We start from the raw sequence: 26,881 nt of genomic DNA, 5'->3' as shown, positions 1-26,881 counted from the left end.
GAGGTTGTCACTTCAAGTGTGTAAAGATCGCTTCCGGTAGCCAGAGAGCCGCCTTTACCTGATCCGTCCTGGATAAGCGATGTCGAGTTCGGTGAGCGCCTCACGCCAGCCGATGGTGCGCTGTCCCTCGATCAGGCGCGCGCTGCCGGGCGAGGACTTGGTCTTGCCGGTCTTGTCCTTGCAGGCGGCGCGTTCGCGGGCGCGTTTGTCCTCGATGTTGATGATGGCCAGCCACAAGAGCTTGACCACCGCGTCATCGCCGGGGAAGTGTCCCCGGGCCTTGGTGACCTTGCGCAACTGGTAGTTCAGCGACTCGATGCCGTTGGTGGTGTAGAGCAGCCGACGCACTCCGGGAGTGAAGGCGAAGAACGGCGTGAACCGGTCCCAGGCCGCCTCGAACACGCGGCCCGCCTGCGGATAGCGCCTGCCCCAATCGGAGGCGGTGAAGTCCGCCAGAGCGTCGAAGGCGGCTTCGGCGTCAGGCGCGGTGTAGATCTTGCGGAGTTCGGCCGCCACCGCGGCGCGGTCGCGGCGGGCCACCGGCCGCAGCGCGTTGCGGATCAGATGCACCACGCAGGTCTGCACGGTGGTGTGCGGAAACGCGACGTGGACGGCGTCTTCGAAGCCGTTCAGGCCGTCGGTGCAGGCGATGAGGATGTCCCGCACCCCACGGTTGCGCAGGTCGGTCATCACCGCGCTCCAAAAGCGGGCCGACTCCCCGGCGGTCGCGGTCTCGGCCGGGGTCTTGGCCGGCCAGATCCCCAGCACGTGCTTGGCGCCCTCGGTGTCGATGCCCACGGCCAGGTAGGCGGGTTTGGACTGCACGACGTGGTTGTCTCTGACCTTGACCACGATGGCGTCCAGGAACACCACCGGATAGACGGCCTCCAGCGGGCGGGCCTGCCAGGCGCGGACCTCCTCCAGCACGGCGTCGGTGATGTTGGAGATCGCCTCGTGCGACAGTTCGACCTCATAGATCTGGCGCAGGTGGTGCTGGATGTCGCGGACGCTCATGCCGTGCGCGTACAGGCTGATGATCATGTCGTCCAGGCCGCCGGAGATCCGCCCGGCCCGTTTGGGCACCAGCACCGGCTCGAACGTCCCGGCCCGGTCCCGGGGCACGGCCAGCCGGACCGGCCCGACCCCGGTCTGCACCGTCTTGCCGATCCTGCCGTTACGGGAGTTGCCGCTGCCGTGGCCGGCGACCTCGTGCTTGCCGTAGCCCAGATGGGAGGACAGTTCGGCTTCCAGCGCGCGTTCCAGCACCGCTTTGATCAGTTCTCCGAGCATCGATCCCTCGCCGGTCAGGCGTAGTCCGCCCGCACCGTCGCGTGAGCGTTCCAGCAGCAGGTCCAGTACCTGATCGCCGAGCAGTTCCCGCAGTGGTACCGGCTGCTGGGCGGTGTCGGATGGGTGGTGCCGTCCGTCTTGGTGAGCGGCCGCCTCTAGCAGTGCCTGGCCGTCATCGTGGTGGTGTGGTTCCACCGCGGCCAGGGTGGATCTCCCTCGTGTCATGGTCATGATCGTGTTCTCCCCCGAGATGGTCAATGATCGTTCTACGATTCCATCTACGTTCGGCGATCATTTCCACACCTAGAGTGATACCCCCGGCGGCGGGGCGGGTAGTCGGGATCGGGCTCCGCGACGTTCACCCCCATGCCATGGGGGCGGGAGGGGGGGCAGGGCAGCGGTGATGTGGGGCCGGTGGTATGGGCCGCGGCCTGTGTACGGAGGTGCCGGGCTCGGCGCCGTTTCCGTAGTGGGCGGCGCGTTGTCAGGCGGCGCGGAGGGAGACGATGGTGCCGGGGCCCGGTGGGGAGATGGCGGAGGGGGAGGACGGGTGGCCGAGGTCGGGCATCGGGGGGCTGATGTGCCAGGCGGGGCGGCCGATGGTGAGGTCGGTGACGACGGCCGTGAGCAGGTCGGCGAGTTCGATGCCGAGGGCGTCGCAGATGGCGGCCAGGATCTCGGACGAGACCTCCTTGCGACCGCGCTCCACCTCCGAGAGGTACGGGACGGAGATGCTGGCGGCGACGGCCACGTCGGCCAGGGTGCGGCGCTGGTCGAGGCGGAAGCGGCGCAGGGCCTTACCGAGCAGGGAGCGGAGCGGCTCCTTCGGCCAGCGCCGGCCCAGGCCCAGGCCCAGCTCCGCGACCGAACCGCTTTCGGCCGGTGAGTCCTCCCCCGTGTCATGGCGGGACTCCGCCCGGTTCGGCTGGGGGTCGTGAGGTGGGAAGAAGTGCACAGTCACGGCCGGATCCCTCTCTCCGCGCGGTTGAGCCATGGTTTCATTTGTAGCCCTGATCCGCGCTGTCGAGCAGGGGATTTCGCCGCAGGCGCACCTTCCGGCCTTGACCGTCACTCGGTACGGCGGGCCGCGGTCGTCATTTTGTAGAGCCCGTACAGGGTCTCCACCCCGCCGATCACCATCAGCACAATGCCGATCTTGGACGGTGTGAAGACGACGATCTCGAAGCCGAGCCCGAACCGCCAGAGCGCGGCCCCCATGGCGATCGTGGCCAGGCCGGTGATCAACGTCTTCCGCGGGGAGGCCATGCGGGACTTCCTTCCTGATGATGTGCGCTGCACGACTCCCCACGCTAGTGACGGTTTCCGCAGGCAGTGTCCTGCGGATTGACGAAATCGGGCTACATATTTGGATTTACGCTGCTGCCCACCAAGCCGCCGTCAGCTCAGCCGCCCATTGCCGAACACCCATGGGTCGGCCTCGCACTCGGCCAGGAAGTCCGCCGGAAACCCCGCCTCGAACCCGGCCGCCGCGGCCAGCCGATCCACGATCTCCCCCGGCAGTTCGATCTCGGTCGCACCGAGGTCGTCGGTGAGCTGGGCGACGTCGCGCACGCCGATGATCGGGTGGATCACCGGGGAACGGGCGCGGATCCAGGCCAGTGCCACCCTGGCGGGCGTGGTGCCCAGGTCGGCCGCGGCCTGCCGCACGGCGTGCGCGACCGCGTGGTCCCGAGCGGTCAGCGAGCCCGGATCGACCCGTGTGTCCCCCCGCGCGCCCCCGCCCGGCGCGGTGAACTTGCCCGACAGCACCCCACGGGCCAGCGGAGCCCAGGCCGCCACGGTCAGCCGCAGCGCCTCCGCCATCGGCAGCAGTTCCCGCTCGATGTCCCGCTTGAGAAGGTTGTAGGGCACCTGGAGCCCGGCGAACGGCGTCCAGCCGCGCCATTCGGCCAGCGTGTCGGCCCGGCTGACCACCCACGCCGGAGCGTCCGAGATGCCGACGTACAGCACCTTCCCGGCGCGTACCACGTCGTCGAGCGCACGCATCGTCTCTTCGAGCGGCGTGTGCCGGTCCCACAGATGCACCCAGTACAGGTCGATGTAGTCGGTCCGCAGCCGGCGCAGGCTGCGCTCCAGCGTCAGGACGAGGTTCTTGCGGTGGTTGCCCCCGGCGTTCGGATCGTCCTGGTCACGGGAGATCGAGTACTTGGTGGCGAGGACGAACCGGTCCCGCCGGCCGTCGAGCAGTTCGCCGAGGATCGTCTCGCTCTCGCCGTACGCCGAGGCCGTGTCGATCACGTTGCCCCCGGCCCCGGCGTACACATCGAGCATGGCCCGGTACGCGGCCATGTCCCCGGCCTCATGGAACGTCATCGCGCCGAAGAACAGCTCCGACACCCGCAGCCCGGTACGACCGAGCAACCGGTACCGCATCCCGCTCACGCCACGTCACGCGCGGTCAGCCGGAAGGACCCGGTGTCGATGCCCCAGGCCAGAATCCGGCGCGGCCGGATCAGTATCCACGCGGGCTCGAACGGGAACGGCGCGCAGAGCCGCCGCCCGAGTTCCTCGCCGCCCTCGGTGCGGGCCTCCGCGCGCCCGCGGACCTCGATGCCGCGCGGCGCCCACGGGTCGGTGGTGGCCAGGTCGTCGATCACGAACGACACGTCGGGACGTTCCGCGATGTCCCGGAACTTCTTGCTGCCCGCCATCCCGGTGCCGGCCGCCCCGCCGATCACCAGGGCCCCGGCCTCCGGGTCGTAGATGACACCGACCGGCCGGACCGACGGCCTGCCGTCCCGGCCGACCGTGGCCAGCCGGCCCAGCGGCTGACCGGCCAGGTAGGCGACCTCTCGTTCGGTGAAAGTGCTCATGCGGCCGAGCCTGCCGGACGACGCACCGCCGAGGGAGACCGGCACAAGGATGGCCCTCCCAGGGCCACCCTGGCCCGCACCAGCCAATGCGGCCATAGACTCGGCGCCATGGAGGGCAATGAGCTGGGCGCTTTCCTGCGGTCCAGGCGCGAGTCCGTCACCCCCGCCGATGTCGGCCTGCCGGACGGCCCACGCCGCCGTACCCCCGGCCTGCGCCGGGCCGAGCTGGCCACGCTCGCCGGGGTGAGCGTGGAGTACCTCACCCGCCTTGAGCAGGGCCGCGACCGCCGGCCGTCCACAGAGATCCTGGGCGCGCTCGCCGACGCGCTGCGCCTTTCCACCGACGAGCGCGTCCACCTGCACCGCCTGGTCAAAACCGTCTCCGGGGCGACCTGCCAGGGTGGTGAGCGGCCGGCCGGCGGCGTGCGTCCGACGGTCAGGGCGCTGCTCGACCGCCTCGAACCGACCCCCGCCATGGTGGTCAACCAGCTCGGCGACCTGCTCGCGAACACCGAGGGGTACGCCCGGCTCGCCGCCCCCACCGGCCTGCTCGACGCGTGGCCGGTCAACCTGGCGAGGTTCGTGTTCACCGACGCCCGGGCGATGACGGTCTTCCCGGACTGGGAGCACGTCGCCGCCGAGCGGGCCGCCGCGCTGCGGGCCGCCGCCGCGCTCGGCGACCACGACGCAGCGCGGCTGGCCGACGAACTGGCCATCACCGCGGGCAACCGGTTCAGCGACCGTTTCCAGGCGGGCGCGCTGCCCGCCCGCACCGGGGTGGAGCGCTGGGCGCATCCGGAGGCCGGTGAGCTGGTGCTCGCGTACGAGAGCCTGGAGCTGCCCGGCCCGGACGAGCGTTACCTCCTCGTCTATCTCCCTGCCGACGACGCCACCGCCGCCGCGCTCGACCTGCTCACCTCGGCCCTGCCCGTGGAGGTCACCAGGTGAGCGGGAAGGTGACCGGGCGGGCGATCATCTGGCCGGGGGGCCAGCTCAGCTCGGTGTCGGGGATCGCCAGGCGTACCTTGGGCAGGCGGGTCACCAGGGCGGACAGGGCCGCGCCGAGCTCCAGCCGGCCGAGCTGGGCGCCGAGGCAGAAGTGGATGCCGTGGCCGAACGTGAGATGCGGGTTGTCGGCGCGGCCGAGGTCGAGGGTGTCGGCGTCGGGGAACACCGACCCGTCGCGGTTGGCCGAGCTGATCGAGAGCAGCACCGCCTCCCCCGCCTTGATCTCGGCCCCGCCGATCTCGACGTCTTCGGTGGCGACCCGCATGGTCACGATGCCGCTGCCGATCTGGCTGTAGCGGAGGAGTTCTTCCACCGCGCCGGGGATCAACTCGGGCTGGTCGTGCAGCAGCCGGTACCGGGCCGGGTCGTGCAGCAGGTGGTAGATCGCGTGGGTGAGGCTCCCGGTGGTGGTGTGGTAACCGGCCACGAGCAGGACCACGCTGAAGGCCCGCATCTCCTCCTCGGTGAGGCGGGCGCCCTCGTCGTGCGCCCGCAGCAGCATGGTCAGCATGTCGTCGGCGGGCGTCGGCGCGGCCTTCTTGCGGCCGATGAGGTCGCTCAGGTAGGCGTCCAGCGCCTCGCGCGCCGCCCGGATCTGCTCGACCTGCCCCGGCGCGGCGGCCCCGGTGAACAGCATCTGGTCGGCCCACTCCTGGAACCGCTCCCGCTCCTCGCCCGGCACGCCGAGCAGTTCGCAGATGACCGCGAGCGGCAGGGGGAGCGCGACCTCGGTGATCAGGTCGGCGGGCGGACCCTTGGCGATCATCCGGTCGACGAGATCGGCGGCCAGCCCTTCGACCCGGGGGCGCAGCGCCTCGATGCGGCGGGCGGTGAAGGCGGCCGACACGATCTTGCGTACCCGGGTGTGCTCGGGGGGGTCCATCCAGAACAGCGCCTTGGAGCCGCTGACCATCGGGATGGGGCTGCGGCCCCCCGTGGTGGCGGCCTGCTTGCTGAACCTCGGGTCGGCGGCCACCGCGCGGACGTCGGCGTGGCGGGTCACCAGCCACGCCTCCAGCCCGAACGGCAGGACGATGCGCACCACCGGATCGGCGGCCCGCATGTCGGCGAGCATGTCGGGCGGCTCGAACTTGTTGGCGACCTGGAAGGGGAACCTGTGGACTTGCGGGCTTTGCGGCATGTACCGGCTCCTGTCGGAACGGGGGGACGGGCTAGCCGAGCCGTACGGGCAGGGTCTTGAGGGTGCGGATGAAGAAGTGGTGCATCCACAGCTCCGCGGGCCTGTCGTGGTCGAGCGCGAGGCCGGGGAAGCGCTCGATCAGTGCGAGCACCGACACCTCGGCCTCCATCCGGGCCAGATGCGCGCCCAGGCAGTAGTGGACGCCTCTGCTGAACGCCAGGTGCGGGTTGGGGAAGCGGGTGATGTCGAACCGGTCGGGATCGTGGAAGACCGCTGGGTCGCGGTTGACGGAGTGGATCGGCAGGAAGATCAGCGAACCGGCGGGGATGACCTCGCCGCCCAGGTCGATGTCGGTGGCCGCGTGGCCTTCGACGACCGAGATCGAACCCTCGTAGCGCAGGAACTCCTCCACCGCCGACTGGATCAGGTCGGGCCGCCGCCTGAGCAGGTCGAGCTGGCCGGGGTTGGCCAGCAGTGCGTGCATGCCGTTGGCGATGACGTTGGCGCTGGTGATGTAGCCGGCCGTGATGAGCAGCATCACGGTGGCCACCAGCTCGCGCTCCGACAGCCGGTTGTCGCCGTCGCGGGCCGCGATCAGGTCGTGGACGAGGTCGTCGCCCGAGGTCTCCCGCTTCTCGGCGATGACCCGGCGGGAGTAGTCGCCGAGGACGGTCTGCTCGCGCCGGAACCTGGCGACCATCGCGGCCGGGTCGGGCCGCTCTTCCAGCATGACGGCGTGGTCGAGGCGCAGGGCCGCGGCGTGGTCGTGCAGGATGCCGTCGTCGGCGGGGGACAGCCCGAGCAGGTCGGAGATCATCCGCGTGGACAGCGGGAGCGCGAGGTCGGCCATGATGTCGGCCCGGCCGGCGCGCTCCATGGCGTCGAGCAGGTTGCCTGTGTGGAAGGCGATGCGGGAGCGCAGGTTTTCCATCTTGCGGCGGGTGAACGCGGCCTGCGCGAGCCGCCGCAGCCGGGTGTGCTCCGGTGGGTCGGTGCCCACCATGTTGTCGGCGAAGGCGCTCTCGCCGTCGCCGCCACCGGCCCGTTTCTCGGACTGTTTGTGGGCCTTGCTGAAGCCGGGATCGTTGAGCACGGTGCAGGCGTCGGCGTGCCCGGTGACGAACAGGGCGGCGCGGCCGTACGGGATGACCACGTGGTGCAGACGGCCGGCCTGGCGCAGCTCGCGGTAAAAGGGGTAGGGGTCGGCCAGGGCGGCAAGGGGGAACGTGATGGCGGTGGTCTGCGACATCCCTCTCTCCTAGGGGTCGTCAGAGCGGACTGGGACGGGACAGCGCACAGGGGACAGAGGGACAGGACCGTCCTGATCGTTGCCAACTAATCGATCACGGAACGTTACGATAGGTAACTATATGCTATCCCGCGACCACGCGCACGGTCACGTGTCAGCGTGCGCAGGCTAGTGACCGGTCACATCCGGCCGGCCGCCGGAGGCGAGGAAGCGGTCCGCCCACGGGTCCTCGGCCGCGCGCGCCGGGAGATCCATCGCCGAGGCCATCATGTAGAGGGCGCCCTCCGCGATGAACCAGTGCGCGGTGTCCGCGTTCATCTCCGGCATCGCCTCGACCCGCTCGAAGACCGCCTGGGTCGAGTGGTGCATCAGGTCGCGGATCTCGGGATCGTCGCTCGCCGCGTACCCCTGCAACAGCATGAGCATCAGCTCGCGGCGCTCCATCAGCTCGCCCCAGGCGTCCGACATGGCCGGTCGCGGGTCCGACCCGGCGGCCTCGCCCCGCCGCACCATCTCCCGGTCGATGATCTCGAACACCCGCGCCAGCACGGTCAGGAACAGCTCTTTCTTGGTGGAGAAGAGCCGGAAGAGGTTGGGGTGCGACAGATCGGCCTGGCGGGCGATGGTGATCGTCGAGCCACCGTGCAGGCCCTTGTGGGCGAACTCCTGAAGAGCGGCCTCGATGACCTCTGCACGCCGCTGCTGTGCCCCCACCCGCGGGCGCCGTTTCGCCTCCACGTAACGATAGTAAACAGTCACTATCGGCACTGCGTCAAGCGAATCCCGTTGAGCACCACCTGGGGTTTCGCCGTGGAAAGCGCGGAATCAGGTGGTGCCCTGGTCGGCCGGGAGTTCGACGCTGATCGTCAGGCCGCCCTCCTCCCTCGGACTGGCCGCCACCGACCCGCCGTGCGCGTCGGCGATCACCCGTACGATCGACAACCCCAGCCCGCTGCCCCGCTCCGAGCGCAGCCGGTCGCCGTGCAGCCGGCGGAACGGCTGGAAGATCGTCTCGATCTCGTACGGCGGTACCTGGAGCCCCGAGTTGGCGACCACCAGTTCCACCCGCTCGGCCCGCCGCCGCGTCGTCACCCACACCTCGCCGTCGGCGTGGTTGTGCCTGATCGCGTTCTCCACGAGGTTCTGCACCAGCCGCTCGACCAGCACCGCCTCCCCCAGGGTCGGCGCCGGATCGAGCAACCGGTGCAGCCGCACCTGCTGCTCCGACGCCTCCTTGGCGGCCTGGTCGAGTACGTGCTCGGCCACGTCGGCCAGGTCGAACGGCCGGCGGTCCAGCACCGCCTGCTCCCCCTCGGCCAGCGCCAGCAACCCGTCGATCAGCCGCTCGTGCCTGGCGTTGACCAGCAGCAGGGATTCGCCGAGCCGTTTGACGTCATCGGTCGCGTCCGGCCGGCGGACGGCCACGTCCACGAGGGTCCGGTTGATGGTGAGCGGCGTGCGGAGTTCGTGCGAGGCGTTCGCGACGAACTTGCGCTGGCCGTCGAACGAGCGCGCCAGCCGGTCCAGCATCGTGTCGTAGATGCCGGTCAGTTCCTTGACCTCGTCTCGCGGGCCGTCGTACCCGATGCGTTCGGTCAGGTCGTGGCTCTGCGCCACCCGGCGCGCGGTCTCGGTCACCTTCCTGAGCGGGCGCAGCACCATGCCCGCCGTACGCCAGCCGACCCCGAAGGCCGCGCCCGTCCCGGCGACCACGGCGATCGCGCCGCCCAGCCGTACGTCGTCCAGGGTGCTCCGCTGGTAGGTGGCGCGCACCTTCATCCCGAAATCGCGGGCGAACTCGTACTCGTCGGAGTATCGATCCGCGTTCATGACGGCCCCGCCGGGACGGACGGTCTCGATGCGGTCGGGGGTGAGGACGGAGGCGCGGTACTCAAGGCTCGTGCGCACCACGAAGTAGGCCACGACCAGCACCAGCGAGGAGAGCAGCAGGAACACCCCCGCGCAGGCCAGCGAGAACCGCATGCGCATGCTCATGGGATGCGGTACCCCGATCCCGGCACGGTCTCGATGATCTGGGGCCCGCCGAGCTTCTTGCGGAGCTTCATCATCGTGGTGCGCACGGTGTTGGTGAACGGATCGACGTGCTCGTCCCAGACCTTCTCCAGCAGGTGCTCCGCGGAGACCACCGCGCCCTGGGCGCGCAGCAGTTCGGCCAGCACCCCGAACTCCTTGCGGGCCAGCGGCACGTACCGCCCGTCGCGGAAGACCTGGCGGTGCGCCCAGTCCAGGCGCACCCCGGCGCGCTCCAGCATCGGCGGGTCGGCGGGCCTGGCCCGGCGGCCCAGCGCGTGTACCCGGGCCAGCAGTTCCTCGAACGCGAACGGCTTGGGCAGGTAGTCGTCGGCCCCAAGCGACAGCCCGGTCACCCGCGAGCGCACGTCGCCCGCCGCGGTCAGCATCAGCACCCTGACCAGCCAGCCCCGCTCGACCACCGCGCGGCACACGTCGTCGCCGTGGACGCCGGGCAGGTCCCTGTCCAGGATCAGGACGTCGTAGTCGTGAACACCGAGGCGCTCCAGGGCCGCGTCGCCGTCGTAGGCGACGTCCACGGCCAGCGCCTCGCCGCGCAGGCCCTCGGCGATCGAATCGGCGAGCATCCGCTCGTCCTCTGCGACCAGAACCCGCACCGCCACCCCCTGGAAGGATTTGAAATATCGCCAGTTTCGCGCCGCTCGGATAACGCGGGCATAACCGTTCTGAGTGACGTTCAGGTTATCCGGCGCACGATGGACTACGGCCCCCAAGGCCCGGGATCCGCCCGGCCGGGACAATGGGGGAGAGTGACATGGCAGCCGTCCTGGCACGGCCGCGACCGACCGAAACGGCCACTCGTGCACGATCTTGGCGATCTTGGCGATCCGGGCTGTCTAGGCACCGGATCTTCATCTGCGTGCTCGCGGCGGCCGTCGCGCTACGCGTACTGGTGATGCTGGGGTACAACACGGCGCAGCTCTACTGGTACGACTCGTTCAGCTACCTGGACACCGCCGTCCATATGCGCCCGCAAGGGGCCTTTCACCCGGCGGGGTACTCATGGTTCCTGTGGCTGCTGCGGCCCTTCCACAGCGTGGAGGTCATCGCGGGCGTGCAGCACGCGATGGGGCTGGGCATCGGGGTGATGACCTACCTGCTGCTGCGCCGCTGGTCACTGCCGGGCTGGGGCGCGTCGCTGGCCGCGGTGCCGGTGCTGTTCGACCCGTCGTTCCTGCGGCTGGAGCACGCCGTGCTGTCCGACCTGCAAGTGATCTTCCTGGTCGTGACGGGCCTGCTGGCGCTGATGTGGCGGCGCGAGGTCTCCACCCGGGCCGCCGCCTTGGCGGGGCTGCTGTTCGCGCTGGCCGGGCTGACCCGCACCGCGGCGGTGCCGCTGATCGGCCTGGCCGTGCTGTGGCTGGTACTGCGCCGCGTGCCCTGGCGCAGGACGGCGGCCCTGCTGGTCGCGGCGGTGCTGCCGCTGGCCGGGTACGCGGGCTGGTACGCCCAGCACCACGGCCGCTTCGCGCTCAGCGGCTCGGACGGCATCGCCCTGTGGGCCCGTACCATGACCTTCGCCGACTGCTCGGTGATCCGCCCGCCCGCCCGCGAGGCCGTCATGTGCCCGAACGGCTCGGTCACCGACGCCGCCTCGGAATACGTCTGGCTGCCCGGCTCCGCGCTCAACCGCCTGCCCGGCAACCGGTTCGCGCACAACGAACTGGCCAGGTCGTTCGCCCTGAAGGCGATCGCCGCGCAACCGCTGGACTACCTGCGCGAGATCGTCAAGGACACCTCACTGGCCTTCACCTGGCAGCCGGTGAACCACCCCAAACGGGTCAGCATGGCCAACACGTTCCCCCAGGGGGCCTGGACACTGCCCGAGGAACACGTCCTCATCGGCAAGGTCCGCCGGGAGTACGACTCCGACATCGAGGGCCTGCGCTCGGTCGAGCCCTTCGGCACGATCCTGGCGGCCTACCCCTATCCCTGGGTCCTGCACGGCCCCCTCTTCGGCGTCATCCTGCTGACCGGCTTCATCGGCGCCCTCGGCCGCCGCCGCCCGGCCCTGCTCCCCTGGACCCTGTCCATGTTCCTCCTGGTAGGCCCCATCGCCGCCCTCGACTTCGACCACCGCTACGTCCTCCCCGCCATCCCCCTCGCCTGCATCGCCGCCGCCCTGGCCTTCCACAAGCGTCAACTGAGGGTTGACGATGCGAGATCGTCAACTTATGGTTGACGTATGGAGAGAAGTGTTCGGCTCGATGATCTGATCAATGCGATCAAGGGCAGGCATCCGGAGGGGGATCCACTCGGGGAGTTGACCGATGCGGTGACTCTGGCGGAGCACATCGGGGAAGTGGCCGATCATCTCATCGGGCACTTCGTGGACCAGGCCAGGAGGTCGGGGGCCTCCTGGACGGACATCGGGCACAGCATGGGGGTCAGCAAGCAGGCCGTGCAGAAGCGGTTCGTGCCCAGGGCCGGGGGCTCCCCCACCCTGGCGGAGGATGTGCAGACCTACAGCCGGTACACCGACCGGGCGCGGGCCGTTGTGGTACGGGCTCAGGAGGAGGCGTGGGCGGGCGGGCACGGGCGGATCGAGGTGGGGCACCTGGTGCTGGCGCTGCTGCGCGATCCCGGGGCCCTGGCCGCCACGACGATGGAGGCGCTGGGGGCCCCGGCCGGCGCGGTACGTGAGGCCGTGACGGCCGCCCTCGGGCCCGGGGAGGCGGGCGGGGACGCCGCGCGGGCGGTGCCGTTCGCGGGGGAGAGCAAGAAGGCGCTCGACCTGGCGACCCGTGAGTCGCTGCGGCTCGGGCACGACTTCGTCGGTACCGAGCACATCCTGCTCGGCGTACTGTCCCTGGACGACCTCCCGGCGGTACGGGCGCTGACCGGCCTCGGCGTGACCAAGGAGCCCGCCGAGGAGCTGATCAGGCGGGAGATCGATCGCGTCCTGCGCCCGGGGGAGACCACCTGAACAGGCGGGCCTCGGCCTGTGCGGGCCGAGGCCCCCTGGCCCGGCCGATCAGTGGCGCGGGGTCGGCCGGTCGGTGAGATCTTGCAGGAGGAAGTCCTGTGGCGCGCGGACCTGTGTGGACGGCTCCAGCGGTACGGCCGGGCAGCTCGCCCGGTAGGCGGGCGGCTTGAGCGCGATCAGGTACCGGTCGATCGTGCTGATCGTGCAGTCGCTGCGGTCGTAGACGCCGTGTCCCACGCCCTCGTACGTGAGCAGCCGGGCCGCCCTGCCGAGCTGGCGGGCGACGCTGACCGCCCAGGCGCGGCCGGTGATCGGATCGTGCCGGGAGTTGACGAGCAGGATCGGCGGCGCGCCGCGTACGCGCAGGCGGTGCTGCGGGTACGGGATCGGGCGCGGCTCGCTCAGGCACCACGAATTGATCGTCAACGTGGACGGATTGAACTCCATGTCCGGGGCGACGGCCTTGGCGCGGCGCAGTTGCCAGGCGTACTCGTGATAGTCGCGGATCCGCATGTCGAAGTCCGCGCAGAAGAGCTGCCAGGGGAAGTGGATGTCACCTGGGGCCCGCAGCGGTGCCGGTGGAGCGCTCGCGTCGAGGCGGGCGATCTGCTCGGCGGCGGAGTACCACGCGGGCGCGTACGAACCGTTGAAGATGATCCGGAGCACCTGGGCCTTGGACATACCGCCCAGCTCGCCGCGTTCGGCGCGGTCCTTCAGCCGCGCCCAGATCGCGCGCACGTCCTTGCCGTGCAGCGCGCACCGGGTCTCGCCCGCACACCACTTCACGAAGGCGTCGAAAACGTCCTGGACGTGTGCGGCCGTGTCCCGGAAATAGCGTTCGCCGTCGGCGCTGTGGTCCACGACGCTGTCCAGGGCCATGGCCCGGATGCGGTGCGGGAATTGCTCGGCGTACGCCTGGCCGATCACCGTGCCGTAGGAGATCCCGTAATAGGTCACCTTCTCCTCGCCGAGGGCCGCCCTGAGCGCGTCCATGTCATGGGCCACGGAAACGCTGTCCAGATGCTCGAACACCGGCCCGGTCCGGGATTTGCAGTCGGCGCGCGCCCGGCTGCTGAAATCGCGCCAGTGGTCGAGTTCGGCCTGGTTCTCAATGAACGTGTCCGGATACTGCGCGATGAGATCGGCCGAGCACAGCACCCGGTTGCTGTCGGCCGTGCCGCGGACGTCGAAGCCCACGATGTCGAACCGGCGGCGGACCTCCGGGCTGAAGAAGTCGAAGGTGGCGAACGTCGCCCCGGACAGACCGGGCCCACCCGGGTTGACCAGCAGCGAACCGATCCGGGCCGCCGGGTCGGCGGCCCGCTGCCGGGACAGGAACAGATCGACGGTCGGCCCGGCCGGGTCCTTCCAGTCCACGGGCACGGTGAGCGTGCCGCACTCGTACTTCTCCCGGGGCCACGCGCACGCGGCCCACTCGATCGTGGTCGCGCGCGGTTCGGCCGCCTGCGCGGGGGTGAAGGCGGTCAGGCCGACGAGGACGGCCAGGGCCGCGGCGAGTAATGGCCCGGTCTTACGCATGCGATCTCCAATCACCGGCGCACGTCCATTACCTGGACGCCCAGATTGTCGATCAGCCTGATTCCAGTTACCACGGCCCGCTGGTCACAATGACGAGAAATGCGGCGGGCGCGATTCTCAGTGGTCGCGGTAATGATCGGCGACCGCGGTGAAGGCCGCCTTGGGCTCCCACGGCATGTCGGGGTAGGTGACTCCGTGACGGTCCTCGTAGACCTTGACGATGCCGTAGGAGGCCAGGTCCAGGTCCGCACGCGGATCGCCGCCGGGCCGGTGCGGGTGGTCGGCCAGCGCGAAGGTGAACACGAAGGCGCCGTCGATTCCCGCGCCCTCGAAGACCTCCAGCGACTCCCGCAGGTACGCGGCCTGACCTGCCTCGTCGCGGACGTATTCGCCGTTCAGCCGGACCGGCACGCCGGTCTCCGCGTCGTACTCGACGATCTCCAGGCCGTTCGCGCCGCGCTCGCCCGCCCCCTTGTAGCCCGCCGACCCGAACTCCGTGATCGCCACCGGCCTGCCCTGCCCGGCAAGGGTGCGGACGCCTTCGGCGAACCCGTCCGCGATCTCCGCCGACCGGTAGAGGTCCACGGACATGATGTCGAACGGTGTCCAGTCCACGCGTTCAAGCGGCACCGAGGCGTAGGTGACCTTGCCGCCGAAGCGCTCGCGTACCAGCGCCACGGCCCGGCCGAGGAGGTCGTTGATGCGCGCGCCGGCCGCGCCGAGCAGTGCGGGCAGGTCATCGGCCTGGCGCAGCAGCCGCACCCGCTCGGCGGTGTCGTCGCCGGGCAGCAGGTCCTTGGCCATCAGGCTGAGTTCGGCGCCGGTGACGAACACGACCTCGGCCCCGCGCCGCCTGACCCGCTCCGCGCGCACGGCGCAGTCGGCGAACAGCGACAGCATCTCGGCGGCGGTCTGTTCCAGCGGATAGGGCGAGAACCAGACCTCAAGACCCAGGTCGGCCGCGTGCGTGGCGGCGATCTCGATGCGTTCCGGATCGCCGCCCATCACGCGGACGGCGGTGCAGTGCAGGTCGTCGCGGATGATGGCCAGTTCGCGCCTGACCACGTCGGGGTCGAACTCCTTGCGGGAGATCACTCCGTCGCGGACGAAGCCGGTGTCGTAGCTGATGCCTTTCGCGCGCATATCCGCCCTTTCTTTGAAAATACGGTACGGCTCGTACCTTAGTTGCCGATGGACGTGGCGGGCAACCACAATTGGCCCGGTACGAGGCGTACCGATGGCGTACACCGATGGCGTACCGATGGCCAGGAGGTCAAGGGTCCGATGACACAGCCGGGCGGCGGGCGGACACGGCGGCGCGGGGCCGCCCTGGAGGAGGCGATCCTGAGCGCCGCGGTGGACGAACTCACCGAATCCGGATACGCCGGGCTGACCATGGACAAGGTCGCCGTCCGCGCCGGTACCAACAAGAACGCCATCTACCGCCGCTGGCCCAACCGCCTCGCGCTCGGCGTCGCCGCCTACCGGCGGCTGACCTCGGCGGTCCCGCCGCCCGACACCGGCAGCCTGCGCGGCGACGCCCTTGAGCTGCTGCGCGGGGCCAACCGCCACTGGAGTTCGCCGCTCGGCGCGATCCTGCGCGACCTGCTCGCCGCGGCCGGCGGCGCGGCGGAGGTCCTGGCCCGGTTGCAGGAACAGTCCGGGGAGGCCGCGGCGGCCCCCTGGCTCACCGTCCTGGGGCGCGCGGTCGCGCGCGGCGAGGTCTCCCCCGAGGCCCTGCACCCGCGGGTCGCCACCGTGGCCATCGTGCTGCTGCGCAACGAGTTCGTCATGCGCGGCGTCCCCGCCGCCCCCGACGACGTCCTCGTCGAGATCGTGGACGAGGTCTACCTTCCGCTGGTACGGCGGCGCGGTCAGCCCTGAGGCGCGGTGACCCGGACCCGCTCGCCGTCCCCGTCGGAGAGGAACGACGCCAGCGCCCGCCCCTGTTCGGCGACGGCGTCGCGGTCGGCCCGGGCGAGGTCGCGAAGCGGGGTGACGGTGACGGTTTCGTCCTTGACCGTCCAGGTGGCGGCGACCCGGCCGTCCACCAGGACGACGCGGACGCCCGCGACGGACAGGCCGCGGTGGGCGTCGTCGATGATCCGGCCGCGGTCGTGGTAGCCGAGGATCGCGTTGTCGAAGGCGGGCAGGAAGCGTACCGGGGCGGGCGTGCCGGGGTCGGGGCGCGGGGCGTCGGGGAGGTCCAGCAGTACCCGGCCGCGCTCGTCCCGGAAGGTGACCAGCTCATCGCGCATCGCGGCGACCGCCGCGGGCAGTCCGGCAAGGCCCGACCAGGCCCGTACGTCGGCCGTGGCGGCCGGGCCGAACGCGGCCAGATAGCGCCGCACCAGCGCCTTGCCCACCGGATCGGAGCCGTCCGAGGCCGGCGGGTCGATCTCGCGCCCGAGCCAGGACGCGAGCAGGGCGTTGCGCACCCCCGCCTTGGTACGCCACAGGCCGCGCGGCGGCAACTGCGCTGTCGGGAGGAGGGCGGCGATCAGCATTTCGCCGAGCGCGCGCGGCCCCGGCCGCGGCCAGCGGGCGGCGAGCGCCCGCGCGACTTCGGGCATCGAACGCGGCTCGCCGTCGGCCATGACCGCGAGGCCCGCGGCGGCGAGTTCGGCCAGGTCGACTCCGGCGAGTTCGCTGCGGTAGGTCCCGAGGACGCGTTGCCGCAGCATCCCGTCGTGACGGGCCCGCCAGGCCAGGATGTCGGCGGCGGTGACGAGGTGGACGGTACGGCGCATCAGGTGCGCGCGTACGACCTTGCGGCCGAGCAGCAGGTCCGACAGCGCCGCCGGGTCGAACGCGCGCAGCCGTGACCAGAGGCCGACAAACGGTTCCTGCGGTTCCTGGGCCTGGAGGCCGCCGAGGTGCGCGACGGCGTCCAGGACGGGCAGGTGAGCGCGGTCGAGCAGGAGCTGGCGGGCGAGCGTGGCGCGGTTGAGCGCCCGCGTGCTGAGAACGGTCATCGGCGCGGGGGTCCGTTCCTTTCGGCTTCGGGGGCCTGCTCTGGCCACTCTCGCAGGAGTAGCGGACAGGGTGTGGCCGCTTGTCCCGCTACCGGCCGCTTGTCCGCTAACCGCTTGTCTCGTCAACGGCCGCTGCCGGTGTCCAGGCCGCTCAGCAGGAGGTCGGCCAGCGCGGCCACCGCGTCGTCGGCGCTCACCCGCCCCCGGGTCAGCTCGGCGGCGATGGCGTCGGCCGCGCCCAGCACGCCGATGCAGCGCAGCCGCAGCGCCTCGCCGGTGACCGCCGAGTAGGGGACGAGCGCTCCGGCCATCAGGTCGATGTACCTGTCCAGCACTTCGTGCTGCATCGCGTCCAGCTCCGGAATGCCGCGCAGCGCGGCGGCGACGGCGTTCAGCTCCGGCATGGCGGTGACGCACGCGAAGTAGGCCCCGCTGATGACGCGGGCGACCTCGTGCGGGGTGGGCGCGGCGTCTTTCAGCGCCTCGGTCAGCGCGGCCCGGTGCTGTTCGTCCAGGCGCAGGTAGAGCGCGAGCAGCAGGCCGTGGCGGGTGCCGAAGTGGTCGTAGACGATCGGCCTGCTCACCTTGGCGGCCTCCGCGAGAGAGGGCAGGGTCAGGCCGTCGGGGCCGTGGGCGCGCACGAACGCCGTGGCGGCGTCGAGCAACTGCTCCCGTCTCGCCTGCTTGGACAGGCGGGTCGATGGTGTCGCCATGGTCCTCCTTGCGTCTGGACCCCAGCTTAAGCTACAAAGTGTAGGCTACAAAATGTAGCTTAGGGTTATGGAGTGGAAGGAAGCACAGGTGGAGCAGTTGAAATCGGTACTGATCCTGGGTGGTTCGGGTCAGGCGGGCGCGGACACCGCCGCCCTGCTGCGGCGGTGGTACCCGGAGCTGCCGCTGACCATCGCCGGTCGTGACCTCGCCCGCGCGCGGCGGGTCGCCGACGAACTGGGCGCGGCCGACGCCGTGACCATCGACCTGCGGCGCGGCGACCTCGGCCTGCCGGGCGGGCGGAGCCATTCGGCGGTGGTCGCGGCGCTGCGGGACTCCCGGCTCAACGGGCTTCGGTACGCGCAGGACCACGGCCTGCCGTACCTCAGCATCTCCAGCGGCCTGATGGACCTGGCGCCGGAGGTCATCGCGGGCGCCCAGCGGGCGACCGCCGCGCCGATCCTCCTGGCCAGCCACTGCCTGGCCGGTCTCATCGTGCTGGCGGCGCTGGACGCGGCCCGGGAGTTCGACCGGGTGGACACCGTCCGGATGGCGGCGGTACTGGACGAACAGGACGCCGGCGGGCCCGCCGCCATCGAGGACATGGAGCGCCTGATGGCGATCTCCACGGCCGGGCTGATCCGCCGCGACGGCGTCTTCATCTGGGTCCCCGGCGCTGCGGCGGAGGTCGGGGTGGCCTGCGCCGACGGCGTCGTACTGCCCGGCCAGCGGGTCGCCATCCCCGACGTGCCGAGCGTCGCCCTCGCGACGGGCGCGCCCGACGTCCACTTCGACCTCGCGGCCGGCGAGACCGCGAGCAGGCGACGCGGCGAACCGGCCTCGATCGAGTTCCGGATCGACATCGAGGGCACGGGGGCTTCCGGCACGCCGCTCAGGACGTCCCGCCACCTCGTCCACCCCGACGGCCAGCGCCCCCTGACCGCCCTCGGCATCGCCCTCGGCGTGGAACGCCTCCTCGGCCTGCGGGGGGAACCACCGGCCGCCCCGGGCATCCACACCCCTGAGGCGCTGATCGACCCGGCGCTCGCGACCAAGCGAATGACCGAAATCGGCACCATCCCCATCACCACCTGACACAGCGGGCAGACCAGGTCGCCGGGCAGGGCCGGATCGGCGGCGAGCCCGCACCGGAGGTGGCTCGCGGGCCGATTCCGGCCGCCCATGCCTCATGGCGGCGGCACCCGGACGCACTGGGCTCGATAGTGTCGTGGCCGTGTCGATTTTCGGTGCCGCCATCGACGTCCGTCCGCTGTTCCCGCGCGAACGGCAGGCCATGGTCGGCCTGCTCCGCGCGCTGAGCCCGGCGGACTGGGCCAAGCCGACGGTCTGCCCAGGCTGGGACGTACACGACATTGCCGGACACGTCGCCAACGACTACCTGCGCCGCCTGTCGGGCAGCCGCGACGGGTACGGCGGCGCGGTCTTCGCCGACGACGAGACGCTTCCGGCCTATCTGGCGCGCACCAACGAGGAGTTCGTCCAGGCGACCCGCCAGCTCAGCCCGTACGTACTGATCGACCTGCTGGAACACCTCGGGACGCAGCTCGACGCCATGTGGGCGGCACGCGACCTGTACGCGCCCGCCGACCTGAACGTCTCCTGGGCCGCCACGGACCTCACCAGCCCCACCTGGCTGGACATCGGCCGCGAGTACACCGAGTTCTGGGTCCACCAGCAGCAGATACGCGACGCGGCCGGGCTCCCCGGGGCCACCGAGCCCGACCTCATGGCCCCGGTGACGGACATCTTCGCCCGCGCCCTGCCGTACACCCTGCGCGGCCTCGACCGGCCCGAGGGCACGCAGGCCCGCCTGGAGGTGACCGGACCTGCCGGTGGGCGGTGGACCGCGGTCAGGCGCGAGGGCCGCTGGCGGATGGCGGCCTCCGGCGAGGAGCCGGCCGCGCGCGTCTCGATGGACCAGGACGCCTTCTGGCGGCTGGCCACCAGGGGCATCACCGTCGAGGACGCCCGCACCCGCGCGACGCTGAGCGGTGACCCTGAACTCATCGCGGCGATGACGACATTGCTCGCGATCGTCGCATGACCGGCGGGGGCCTGGCGGACCAGAGCCGGGTAGCGGTACGGTCACATTCCGTGCCCGCCACTTCCCGAGGGGTGATCCATGGCACACCGGTTCCGTACCCGAGACGGCCACTCCGTCGGCGTCGGCGATCGCGTCTGGAGCCAGAACCACTGGCCATGGGTGATCGTCAGCGTCGACACGAGGAAAGAGGGACGCTGGGCGAACATGGAGCACACCGAGGTCGAGTTCGACACGCTGCACATGTTCGAGGCGGACTTCGGCACCTACATCTACAAGTTCCATCCCCCGGAGGGGTGCCGCGAGGCGGGCTGCGCGCATCGTCCCTGGGGAGCCCGCTGACCCCGGGTTCTACCGGAGGATGCGGAAGACCGGGACGCGGTCGGCGATCCGCTCGAAGTCGTCCAGCGGGGCGTACCGGTTCACCGGGATGTGCGGGCGTGCGCCCGGCGCGAGGCGCAGGTAGCGGCGGATGATGGGCGGGCGCAGCGCGGGCTCGACCTCCTGGAGCACCACCTGTCGCCGGCGGCCGTGCCGCAACACCGCCCGCCCACCGGCGGCGCGTACGTTACGCACCCAGTTGGCGTCCTCGCCCAGCATCGACACCAGGTACCACTGCCCCTGATAGTCGGCGGCCACCAGCGGAAAGGACACCAGCCGGCCGGTGCGCCGCCCCCTGACCTCCAGGGTCACCCAGTGCCTGGCCAGCCCGGTCGCGTTGCCGATGGCCCCGGCCCGATTCATGATCCGCGCGACGCGGTTCGGCCGTCCGCCCCGGTACAACCACCGATGCCAGCGCCCGGAAATCCGGGTGCCAACGCTCATCGCACACCTGCGCATCCCCCGGCCACCGCCGGATCAACGACCTGGTGGTTCCGCCTGTTCATCCCACTTCACCACACGGTCGCCACCGGGTCTTCAGGAGGGGTCGGTGCGGCGGGCCGGTGCGGTGTTGGGAACAGGTGCAGGCTGTCGAGATCCTGGACGCCGACGTGGAGCACGAAGTCGTCGCCCCCCGAGATCACGCACTCCACCGCGGTGGGCCCCGCGTCAACACCCGCTGGAACCCAGCCGCTCATGGTCGCGCCAGTACGCCCGCCCAGGCCCGCTCCGTGGCCAGGACGCGGGCCGACTCGGCGGTGGTCGCGTGCCGGACGGTGAGCAGGTCGCCGTCCACGGCCAGAACGGTCACGATCGACGTGGCCGGAGCGGTGACCCGGTGTGACGTGCCGGGCTCCGGCCGGCCGAAGGTGGTCAGATCACCCCTGCCCACGGTGAACACCGGCGCGCCCTCGGGATCGAGGTCGTGCCGGATGTGGGTGCGGGCGCGGTGCTCGGCGAGGGTGCGCCAGGGATAGGAGTCGTTCGTCACGTCCGGCTCGGGCTCGTCCTCGGGTGGCGGGGCCATACGCTCACGCAGCACGGGCCAGTCCATCGAAGGGACGTAACCGGATGGGTGTGGTGTCGCCTCGCTGGCGTGGACCCCCTGCGGGAGCGCGTGGACGGCCGGGTCGAAGGCGTCGCGGAGCGGCCAGAAACGTAACAGCACGTGTGCCTGCTGTGGGTCTTCCCAGAATTCGCTGTCGCGGCTCCTGGCCGGCGGCACATGGTAGGCGCGCACGCCGTACAGGAAATGGCGGGGGCCCAGCACGAGCGCGTCGAGCGACGTCCCACCCTCGTGGTCGGCTACGCTCACGATGCCGTCGCCGCTGAGATAGCCGCCCTCGCCCGCCGGCACCCACGGGTCAGGGGCCGGCGGTGGTGCGGCGCCCCAGCTTTCCAGGCGGACATCGGCCGTCCCGTGCGAGACGATGGTCTCGACTCTCAGCAGGCCGGCTTCGATGTCGAGGATGCCGTCGGTCATGGACGCGCCCTCCGCCACGCCGCCGTACAGGTCGATGAGATGGAAGCTGCCGTAATCCGTGCTGACGGCGTCTCTGAGGGTGCGCAGCAGCGTCGCCATGATCTCTCCGCCTTTCGCCGTAGGGTCTTGCTTACGGGCAGTAATCGTAAAGGCCGGCACCGACAATTTCGGCCGGGTGGCCGCGGTGACCTGCTCGGTCGCCGGGGAGAACTGCCCTGGGCCGACGTACTGTCAGATGATCAGGCTGAACCCTCAGTCGCCGATCCGCAGGGCCGCGCCGAGGGAACGGCGGCGGGCGACCGCCGCGTGAGCGTACGCGCCCGCCACCGCCGCGACCCCCGCAGCGAGCAGGGCGGACGCCCGAAGGTCGATCGGATAGCCGGAGACGTCCGCGTCGCCGGCGTACGCGCTGAGGTCGATCCCCGGGCCGAGGACCGCAGGCAGTACCAGGCCGAGCAGCAGCCCCGCCGCCGCAGTGAGCACGATCATCGGCGCGATCTCCAGCACCGTGAGCCCCCTCGCCTGCCGTTCCGACAGGCCCAGCGTGCGCAGGCAGGACAGCGCGGTGCCACGGTCTGCGCCGGTGAGCGCGACCGGTACGAAGATCAGGAACGGGTCGGCCCCGCGCTCCGGCACCGAGGAGGTCAGGCCGCGGGCACGCAGCAGGTACGCGCCGCCGAGCGCCACGCCCACCACGATGATCTCCAGGGTGGATATTTCGACCACGCGCCCTGGTGGAGCGAACCGCCGGAGGGGGCGCCGACCCTGCCGGATTCGAGGAGGCGGCCCCCTCTTAGCCTCGTGGTGCCTTTCCACCATCGCACCGGCGGCTTTCAGGCGTTCGCCACGGCGAGCGCGGCTTCGCGGATCGCCTGCCGTATGCGGTCATCGCCGAGTTCTTCGCGCAGGGCGGTTACGTGGTCGGCGGCGAGCGGGGCGAGCAGGGTATGGGCCAGCGCTTCGCCGTCGCAGGCCGGGCGGGCCTCGCCGAGCAGGATCGCGATGTGGCGGTGCCAGAAGCGGTAGGCACCGATTCGGTACCTCGCGCCCTGTCCTGCCGTTTCCGACACCCGCACCAGGTCGAGGTGGCCGAACAGATAACTCAGGTACGCGTCCGCGAAAGCGGCCAGGCGGTCGGCGGCAGGCGCTCCCGGGCCGAGGGGCGGCGGGCCGGAGAGGATGCGTTCCTGAAGTTCCCGCTCGCGTTCGTCGAGCAGCGCCACGGCCAGGCCCGACCGGTCGCCGAACCGGCGGAAGACGGTGCCCTTCCCGACACCCGCCGCGGCGGCCACCGCGTCCATCGAGACGTTCTCGACGCCTTTCTCCTGGAACAGCTTCGCCGCCGCGGCCAGCACCTTCTCGCGGTTGCGCACGGCGTCGGCCCGCTCCTTGGGCGGCCTGCTCCGCAAGATCTCCAGGGGCTCGCTTGACGAAGTGGACCGCAGTCCGCTAACTTTCGGGTCATCCACAAAACGGACTGTAGTCCATTTAGCTCGGAGGCCGCAATGACCGAACTCATCACCCGCGACGACCTCAAGGCCGCCATCGACGCCGGGACCGTCGTCGTCGTGGACGCCCTCGGCGGCGACTACTACGCCCAGCAGCACCTGCCCGGCGCGATCCCCCTGGTCGAGAGCGAGGTGGCCGAGCGGGCCGCCGACCTGCTCCCCGGCAAGGACGCGGCGATCGTGACCTACTGCTCCAACCCCGCCTGCGCCAACAGCGAGGCGGTCGCCCGGAAACTGATCGGCCAGGGCTACACCAACGTCCGCAAGTACCGCGAGGGCATCCAGGACTGGGTGGGAGCCGGGCTCCCCATCGAATCCGGCGTACCCTCCGGCCGCTGACCCAGGCCCGTCCGCGCACCCACACATTCCTAGGATGTGGGCGTGGACATCTCCCGGCTCTCGCCAGAAGCCCGGCGGCGGCGTACCGCCGAGATCCGCGAGTTCCTGCGGTCGCGGCGGGCCCGCCTGACCCCACAGGACGTCGGCATGCCCGCGGGCGGCGGGCGGCGCGCCCCCGGGCTGCGGCGGGAGGAGGTCGCGGTGCTGGCCGGGGTCGGGGTGTCCTGGTACACCTGGCTTGAGCAGGGGCGCGAGATCAACGTGTCGGCGGACGTCCTGGACGCCATCGCCCGCGTACTGCGGCTGGACGACGCCGAGCGGGAGCACCTCTACCTCCTGGCCGGGCTCAACCCGCCGAAGGGCGGGCCCGCCGACCGAGCCGTCCCCGACGGCGTGCGCCGCGTGGTCGAGGGCTGGTCGCCGCGCCCGGCCTACGTCCTGGACCGGCACTGGAACCTGGTCGCGGTGAACGCCGCCGCCGCGGCCGTCTTCGGTTACGGCGACGATTGTCACAGTTGCCTGGTGGCCCATTTCATGAACGCGCGGGTCCAGCAGGCGGTGTGCCACTGGCAGGACGCGGCACGGGCGATCGTCGGGCAGTTTCGGGCGGACGCGGCCCGCTATCCGGACGACCCGGAATTCGGGCGGATCGCGGCGGAGCTGTGCGAGGTGAGCCCCGCGTTCGCCCAACTGTGGGCCGAGCACCCGATCGGCAGTGCCGCCGAGGGCACCAAGGCGGTACACCACCCCGAAGCGGGCGAACTGGTCTTCTCCTACACGACCCTGCCGCTGATCGATCTGCCCGGCCACCGGCTGATGCTCTACACGCCGAAGGCGGAGTACGACACCGGCGCGCGCCTGGCCGCGCTGCTGGGCCTGCCGGAGCCCATCAACGGCTGAGGGTGGTGGCAGACCCAGGCTCAGCCGGCTCTCACGAGTTCGCCGCCGCCAGTCCCAGGATCGTCGGCATGGAACGCTTCACCAACAGAACCGCCCTGGTCACCGGGGGCGGCAGCGGCATCGGCCTGGCCGTGGCCCGCCGGCTGCTGGACGAGGGCGCGTACGTCGTCATCAGCGGACGCGACCGGGAACGCCTGGACAAGGCCGCCGCCCGCCTGGCCGCCGGCGAACGGCTGCTGACGGTGCCCGCCGACGTCGCGTCCCTGCCGGACCTCGGCGCGCTGACGCGCAGGATCGAGACCTGGCGCGGCCACCTGGACGCGGTCATCGCCAACGCCGGCGTCGGGATCTTCAAGCCCAGCGCCGAGATCACCGAGGCCGACTTCGACCACACCATTCAGGTCAACCTCAAAGGTGTCTTCTTCACCGTCCAGAAGGCGCTGCCACTGATGCGCGACGGCGGCGCGATCGTGCTCAACGCGAGCTGGACCCTGCACCGCGGCCTGCCGATCGCCTCGGCCTACTCGGCCAGCAAGGCCGCCGTCCACAACCTCGCGCGTACGCTGGGCGCGGACCTCGCGCCGCGCGGCATCCGCGTCAACTCCGTCAGCCCCGGCTACATCGACACCGAGATGTACCGCGCCTCGGTCGACGAGCCGGGGGCCGAGGCCGGGCAGGTGCCGCTGGGCAGCCTCGGGCACCCCGACGACGTCGCCGCCGCCGTGGCCTTCCTGGCCTCCGACGACGCCGCCTACATCACCGGGCAGGACCTGGTCGTCGACGGCGGCCTGCTCGGCTCGATCCCGGCGTGAGGCGCGCCCTCACCCTGGCCGCCGTACTGCTGACGCTGCTGACCCTGCCGACCTCGGTGACGGGGTCGGGGGTGGCGCTGGCGCACATCGGCCGGGATGTCCAGGCGCCGCTGGACGCGCTCCAGTGGGTGGTGCACGCCTACAATCTGACGTTCGCGTGCTTCATGCTCGCGTGCGGGTCGCTGGGCGATCTCTACGGACGGCGGCGGGTGTTCGCCGCGGGGGCGGCGACGTTCGCGGTGGCGTCCCTGGTGAGCGCGGTGACGACCCACATCCTGCTGCTCGATCTCGCCCGCGGAGTGGCCGGAGCGGGGGCGGCGGCGTTGCTCACCAGCGGGAGCGCGGTGCTCTCCACGACATTCGACGGCAAGGCCAGGGACCGGGTCTTCGCGGCGCTGGGCATCGTCACCGGCGCGGGCCTGGCGCTGGGCGCGATGGCGGCGGGCACGCTGGCCGACTCGCTGGGCTGGTGGTGGTTCTTCGGCGCGCACGCACTGCTGATGGTGCCGGTACTGGCCGCCGTCCCGGCCATGCGGGAGTCGCGGGGCCGGGCGGCGGCCGGAGTCGACCGGCCGGGCACCGGTACGTTCGTGGGCGGGTTGCTGCTGCTGATGCTCGCCACGGTCGAGGGGCCGCAGTGGGGCTGGGGCAGCCCCGGTGTGCTGGGGCTGTTCGCCGGGGCCGCGGTACTGCTGGCGGCGTTCGTCCTGGTGGAGCGGCGTCGGCGGCATCCGATGCTGGACCTGGCACTCCTGCGTAACGGGCGTTTCATGGGCCTGTGCCTGATTCCGGTGGTGGTGTCGTTCTCCTTCGTCGTACTGCTGCCGTTGTTCCCCAACTACCTGATCGTCGCCAACGGCCTCGACAGCCGCGCGGCGGGCGCGACGATGCTGCTCATGACCGTCCCGATCCTGGTCGCGCCGATCGTGGCCGGCCGCCTGGTCGGCCGGGGCGTGTCCGCCCGAACGGTCTTCGCCCTCAGCCTCGCCTGCCTCACCGCCGGCCTCGTCTGGCTCGCGGTCACCCTCGCACCAGGCATGGACGCCGCCGCCCTGGCAGGCCCCCTGATCACCCTCGGCATCGGCCTCGGCCTGAACTTCGGCCTGGTCGACGGCGCGGTCCTGACCACCATCGCCCCCACCGAGGCCGGCACGGCCGCCGGCTTCCTCAACACCCTGCGCCTGGGCAGCGAGGCCGTGGCCATCGCGGCGACCGGCGCAGCCCTGGTCAACCTCACCCGCGTACGCCTGCCGTCCACCCCATCCCCCAAAGCCGTGGCCAACAGCGTCAACGCGGGCGACATCACCACCCCCCTCTCCTGGCTCCCGCAACAGGAACAGCCGGCCTTCCTCACCGCGGTCGCCCACGGCATCACGGGGGCATGGCAACTCGTCCTGTGGGCCTGCGCCGCCATCTGCGCCCTGCTCTCGATCACGATCTGGGTCCTGCTCGCCCAGCGCACCCCGGCCCCGCACCCCGATTCGGCAAGGGAACGGGAGCCGATCACGTCTACCTCTCGCTCTCGCGCGAACTGCCGAAGCACCGAGGCTGAACCGCATGAACCGCATGAACCGCATGAACCGCATGGACCGCATGGACCGAGCCTGAGCGCGTGAATCCCCCGCGCGGTACGCGGCCCGCCCCCCCGGTAGCGGTCAGGGCCACGCGCCC

At 71.2% G+C, this 26,881-nt stretch carries 30 protein-coding genes; 11 read left to right on the top strand and 19 right to left on the bottom strand.

What is annotated here, in order from left to right:
* Positions 1-54 precede the first annotated feature (54 nt).
* The 5 genes from ACH34R_RS19790 to ACH34R_RS19770 all read right to left on the bottom strand — a co-directional run bounded on the left by ACH34R_RS19790 (position 55) and on the right by ACH34R_RS19770 (position 4,124).
* The gene (locus ACH34R_RS19790) at positions 55-1,383 is read right to left on the bottom strand and encodes an IS256 family transposase (protein WP_397562928.1); all 1,329 of its coding nucleotides are present in this window, start codon (positions 1,381-1,383) and stop codon (positions 55-57) included.
* Between the two features lie 391 nt (positions 1,384-1,774).
* Positions 1,775-2,251, bottom strand: a complete 477-nt coding sequence (locus tag ACH34R_RS19785) for a helix-turn-helix domain-containing protein (RefSeq protein ID WP_397562915.1) — start codon at positions 2,249-2,251, stop codon at positions 1,775-1,777.
* Positions 2,252-2,358: 107 nt separating this feature from the next.
* Positions 2,359-2,556 (bottom strand): DUF5708 family protein, encoded by a 198-nt coding sequence (locus tag ACH34R_RS19780; RefSeq protein WP_397562914.1) that lies wholly within the window; start codon positions 2,554-2,556, stop codon positions 2,359-2,361.
* A 132-nt stretch (positions 2,557-2,688) separates the two neighbouring features.
* Positions 2,689-3,684 carry an aldo/keto reductase gene (locus tag ACH34R_RS19775; protein WP_397562927.1) on the bottom strand — a complete coding sequence of 332 codons (996 nt, stop codon included), beginning with the start codon at positions 3,682-3,684 and terminating at the stop codon, positions 2,689-2,691.
* Between the two features lie 5 nt (positions 3,685-3,689).
* Positions 3,690-4,124 (bottom strand): PPOX class F420-dependent oxidoreductase, encoded by a 435-nt coding sequence (locus ACH34R_RS19770; RefSeq protein ID WP_397562913.1) that lies wholly within the window; start codon positions 4,122-4,124, stop codon positions 3,690-3,692.
* Between the two features lie 108 nt (positions 4,125-4,232).
* Between ACH34R_RS19770 and ACH34R_RS19765 the strand changes: the two genes are divergently transcribed.
* Positions 4,233-5,072: a helix-turn-helix domain-containing protein gene (locus ACH34R_RS19765; protein WP_397562912.1), complete on the top strand. Its 840-nt coding sequence runs from the start codon at positions 4,233-4,235 to the stop codon at positions 5,070-5,072.
* Here the strand turns inward: ACH34R_RS19765 and ACH34R_RS19760 are convergent.
* From ACH34R_RS19760 to ACH34R_RS19740, 5 genes are all read right to left on the bottom strand, one after another.
* Complete coding sequence (locus tag ACH34R_RS19760) at positions 5,062-6,273, bottom strand: cytochrome P450 (protein WP_397562911.1); 1,212 nt, start codon at positions 6,271-6,273, stop codon at positions 5,062-5,064. The two genes, ACH34R_RS19765 and ACH34R_RS19760, sit on opposite strands and share 11 nt — an antisense overlap.
* A gap of 31 nt (positions 6,274-6,304) precedes the next feature.
* On the bottom strand, positions 6,305-7,522 hold the full coding sequence (locus tag ACH34R_RS19755; protein WP_397562910.1) for a cytochrome P450: 1,218 nt from the start codon (positions 7,520-7,522) through the stop codon (positions 6,305-6,307).
* 168 nt (positions 7,523-7,690) lie between these two features.
* Positions 7,691-8,260: a TetR/AcrR family transcriptional regulator gene (locus ACH34R_RS19750; RefSeq protein ID WP_397562909.1), complete on the bottom strand. Its 570-nt coding sequence runs from the start codon at positions 8,258-8,260 to the stop codon at positions 7,691-7,693.
* Between the two features lie 87 nt (positions 8,261-8,347).
* Positions 8,348-9,517 (bottom strand): sensor histidine kinase, encoded by a 1,170-nt coding sequence (locus ACH34R_RS19745; RefSeq protein ID WP_397562908.1) that lies wholly within the window; start codon positions 9,515-9,517, stop codon positions 8,348-8,350.
* Entirely contained in the window at positions 9,514-10,170 is a 657-nt protein-coding gene (locus ACH34R_RS19740) for a response regulator transcription factor (protein WP_111170811.1), read from the bottom strand. Before ACH34R_RS19740 ends, ACH34R_RS19745 begins: the two co-directional genes overlap by 4 nt.
* 263 nt (positions 10,171-10,433) lie before the next feature.
* Between ACH34R_RS19740 and ACH34R_RS19735 the strand changes: the two genes are divergently transcribed.
* Together ACH34R_RS19735 and ACH34R_RS19730 are read left to right on the top strand one after the other, a co-directional pair.
* The gene (locus tag ACH34R_RS19735; RefSeq protein ID WP_397562907.1) at positions 10,434-11,756 is read left to right on the top strand and encodes a hypothetical protein; all 1,323 of its coding nucleotides are present in this window, start codon (positions 10,434-10,436) and stop codon (positions 11,754-11,756) included.
* A gap of 3 nt (positions 11,757-11,759) precedes the next feature.
* Entirely contained in the window at positions 11,760-12,500 is a 741-nt protein-coding gene (locus tag ACH34R_RS19730; RefSeq protein WP_397562906.1) for a Clp protease N-terminal domain-containing protein, read from the top strand.
* A 48-nt stretch (positions 12,501-12,548) separates the two neighbouring features.
* Here the strand turns inward: ACH34R_RS19730 and ACH34R_RS19725 are convergent, their stop codons facing one another.
* Positions 12,549-14,039, bottom strand: coding sequence for an alpha/beta hydrolase (locus ACH34R_RS19725; protein ID WP_397562905.1), 1,491 nt, complete (start codon positions 14,037-14,039; stop codon positions 12,549-12,551).
* A 117-nt stretch (positions 14,040-14,156) separates the two neighbouring features.
* Positions 14,157-15,182 (bottom strand): hypothetical protein, encoded by a 1,026-nt coding sequence (locus ACH34R_RS19720; RefSeq protein WP_397562904.1) that lies wholly within the window; start codon positions 15,180-15,182, stop codon positions 14,157-14,159.
* Positions 15,183-15,323: 141 nt separating this feature from the next.
* Here ACH34R_RS19720 and ACH34R_RS19715 point away from each other — a divergent pair, with 141 nt between their 5' ends.
* Positions 15,324-15,923, top strand: a complete 600-nt coding sequence (locus tag ACH34R_RS19715; RefSeq protein WP_397562903.1) for a TetR/AcrR family transcriptional regulator — start codon at positions 15,324-15,326, stop codon at positions 15,921-15,923.
* On the opposite strand, the gene ACH34R_RS19710 is transcribed toward ACH34R_RS19715, so the two are convergent.
* Together ACH34R_RS19710 and ACH34R_RS19705 are read right to left on the bottom strand one after the other, a co-directional pair.
* Positions 15,914-17,014, bottom strand: a complete 1,101-nt coding sequence (locus ACH34R_RS19710) for a winged helix DNA-binding domain-containing protein (RefSeq protein WP_397562902.1) — start codon at positions 17,012-17,014, stop codon at positions 15,914-15,916. The two genes, ACH34R_RS19715 and ACH34R_RS19710, sit on opposite strands and share 10 nt — an antisense overlap.
* Positions 17,015-17,136: 122 nt before the next feature.
* The gene (locus ACH34R_RS19705) at positions 17,137-17,727 is read right to left on the bottom strand and encodes a TetR/AcrR family transcriptional regulator (RefSeq protein WP_397562901.1); all 591 of its coding nucleotides are present in this window, start codon (positions 17,725-17,727) and stop codon (positions 17,137-17,139) included.
* A gap of 88 nt (positions 17,728-17,815) precedes the next feature.
* On the opposite strand from ACH34R_RS19705, the gene ACH34R_RS19700 reads away from it, so the two are divergent.
* From ACH34R_RS19700 to ACH34R_RS19690, 3 genes are all read left to right on the top strand, one after another.
* Positions 17,816-18,820 (top strand): hypothetical protein, encoded by a 1,005-nt coding sequence (locus tag ACH34R_RS19700; RefSeq protein ID WP_397562900.1) that lies wholly within the window; start codon positions 17,816-17,818, stop codon positions 18,818-18,820.
* A 139-nt stretch (positions 18,821-18,959) separates the two neighbouring features.
* Positions 18,960-19,790 carry a maleylpyruvate isomerase family mycothiol-dependent enzyme gene (locus ACH34R_RS19695; protein WP_397562899.1) on the top strand — a complete coding sequence of 277 codons (831 nt, stop codon included), beginning with the start codon at positions 18,960-18,962 and terminating at the stop codon, positions 19,788-19,790.
* A 78-nt stretch (positions 19,791-19,868) separates the two neighbouring features.
* Positions 19,869-20,129 carry a hypothetical protein gene (locus tag ACH34R_RS19690; protein ID WP_397562898.1) on the top strand — a complete coding sequence of 87 codons (261 nt, stop codon included), beginning with the start codon at positions 19,869-19,871 and terminating at the stop codon, positions 20,127-20,129.
* A 9-nt stretch (positions 20,130-20,138) separates the two neighbouring features.
* On the opposite strand, the gene ACH34R_RS19685 is transcribed toward ACH34R_RS19690, so the two are convergent.
* From ACH34R_RS19685 to ACH34R_RS19665, 5 genes are all read right to left on the bottom strand, one after another.
* The gene (locus ACH34R_RS19685) at positions 20,139-20,612 is read right to left on the bottom strand and encodes a nitroreductase/quinone reductase family protein (RefSeq protein WP_397562897.1); all 474 of its coding nucleotides are present in this window, start codon (positions 20,610-20,612) and stop codon (positions 20,139-20,141) included.
* Positions 20,613-20,680: 68 nt separating this feature from the next.
* Positions 20,681-20,866: a hypothetical protein gene (locus ACH34R_RS19680; RefSeq protein WP_397562896.1), complete on the bottom strand. Its 186-nt coding sequence runs from the start codon at positions 20,864-20,866 to the stop codon at positions 20,681-20,683.
* Positions 20,863-21,750, bottom strand: a complete 888-nt coding sequence (locus ACH34R_RS19675; protein ID WP_397562895.1) for a hypothetical protein — start codon at positions 21,748-21,750, stop codon at positions 20,863-20,865. The genes ACH34R_RS19680 and ACH34R_RS19675 overlap by 4 nt, the downstream gene beginning before the upstream one ends.
* A gap of 153 nt (positions 21,751-21,903) precedes the next feature.
* A complete protein-coding gene (locus ACH34R_RS19670) occupies positions 21,904-22,377 on the bottom strand; it encodes an FtsX-like permease family protein (protein ID WP_397562894.1) in 474 nt (157 codons plus the stop codon).
* 107 nt (positions 22,378-22,484) lie between these two features.
* Positions 22,485-23,060 (bottom strand): TetR/AcrR family transcriptional regulator, encoded by a 576-nt coding sequence (locus tag ACH34R_RS19665; RefSeq protein ID WP_397562893.1) that lies wholly within the window; start codon positions 23,058-23,060, stop codon positions 22,485-22,487.
* A 96-nt stretch (positions 23,061-23,156) separates the two neighbouring features.
* Between ACH34R_RS19665 and ACH34R_RS19660 the strand changes: the two genes are divergently transcribed.
* The 4 genes from ACH34R_RS19660 to ACH34R_RS19645 all read left to right on the top strand — a co-directional run bounded on the left by ACH34R_RS19660 (position 23,157) and on the right by ACH34R_RS19645 (position 26,826).
* Positions 23,157-23,498, top strand: coding sequence for a rhodanese-like domain-containing protein (locus tag ACH34R_RS19660; RefSeq protein ID WP_397562892.1), 342 nt, complete (start codon positions 23,157-23,159; stop codon positions 23,496-23,498).
* A 42-nt stretch (positions 23,499-23,540) separates the two neighbouring features.
* Complete coding sequence (locus ACH34R_RS19655) at positions 23,541-24,398, top strand: helix-turn-helix transcriptional regulator (RefSeq protein ID WP_397562891.1); 858 nt, start codon at positions 23,541-23,543, stop codon at positions 24,396-24,398.
* 68 nt (positions 24,399-24,466) lie between these two features.
* Positions 24,467-25,210: an SDR family NAD(P)-dependent oxidoreductase gene (locus ACH34R_RS19650; protein ID WP_397562890.1), complete on the top strand. Its 744-nt coding sequence runs from the start codon at positions 24,467-24,469 to the stop codon at positions 25,208-25,210.
* A complete protein-coding gene (locus ACH34R_RS19645) occupies positions 25,207-26,826 on the top strand; it encodes an MFS transporter (protein WP_397562889.1) in 1,620 nt (539 codons plus the stop codon). The genes ACH34R_RS19650 and ACH34R_RS19645 overlap by 4 nt, the downstream gene beginning before the upstream one ends.
* Positions 26,827-26,881 lie beyond the last annotated feature (55 nt).

The sequence above is a fragment of the Spongiactinospora sp. 9N601 genome (assembly GCF_044326295.1).
GTDB classification, from domain to species: domain Bacteria; phylum Actinomycetota; class Actinomycetes; order Streptosporangiales; family Streptosporangiaceae; genus Spongiactinospora; species Spongiactinospora gelatinilytica.
This window is presented reverse-complemented; position numbering and strand designations above follow the sequence as displayed.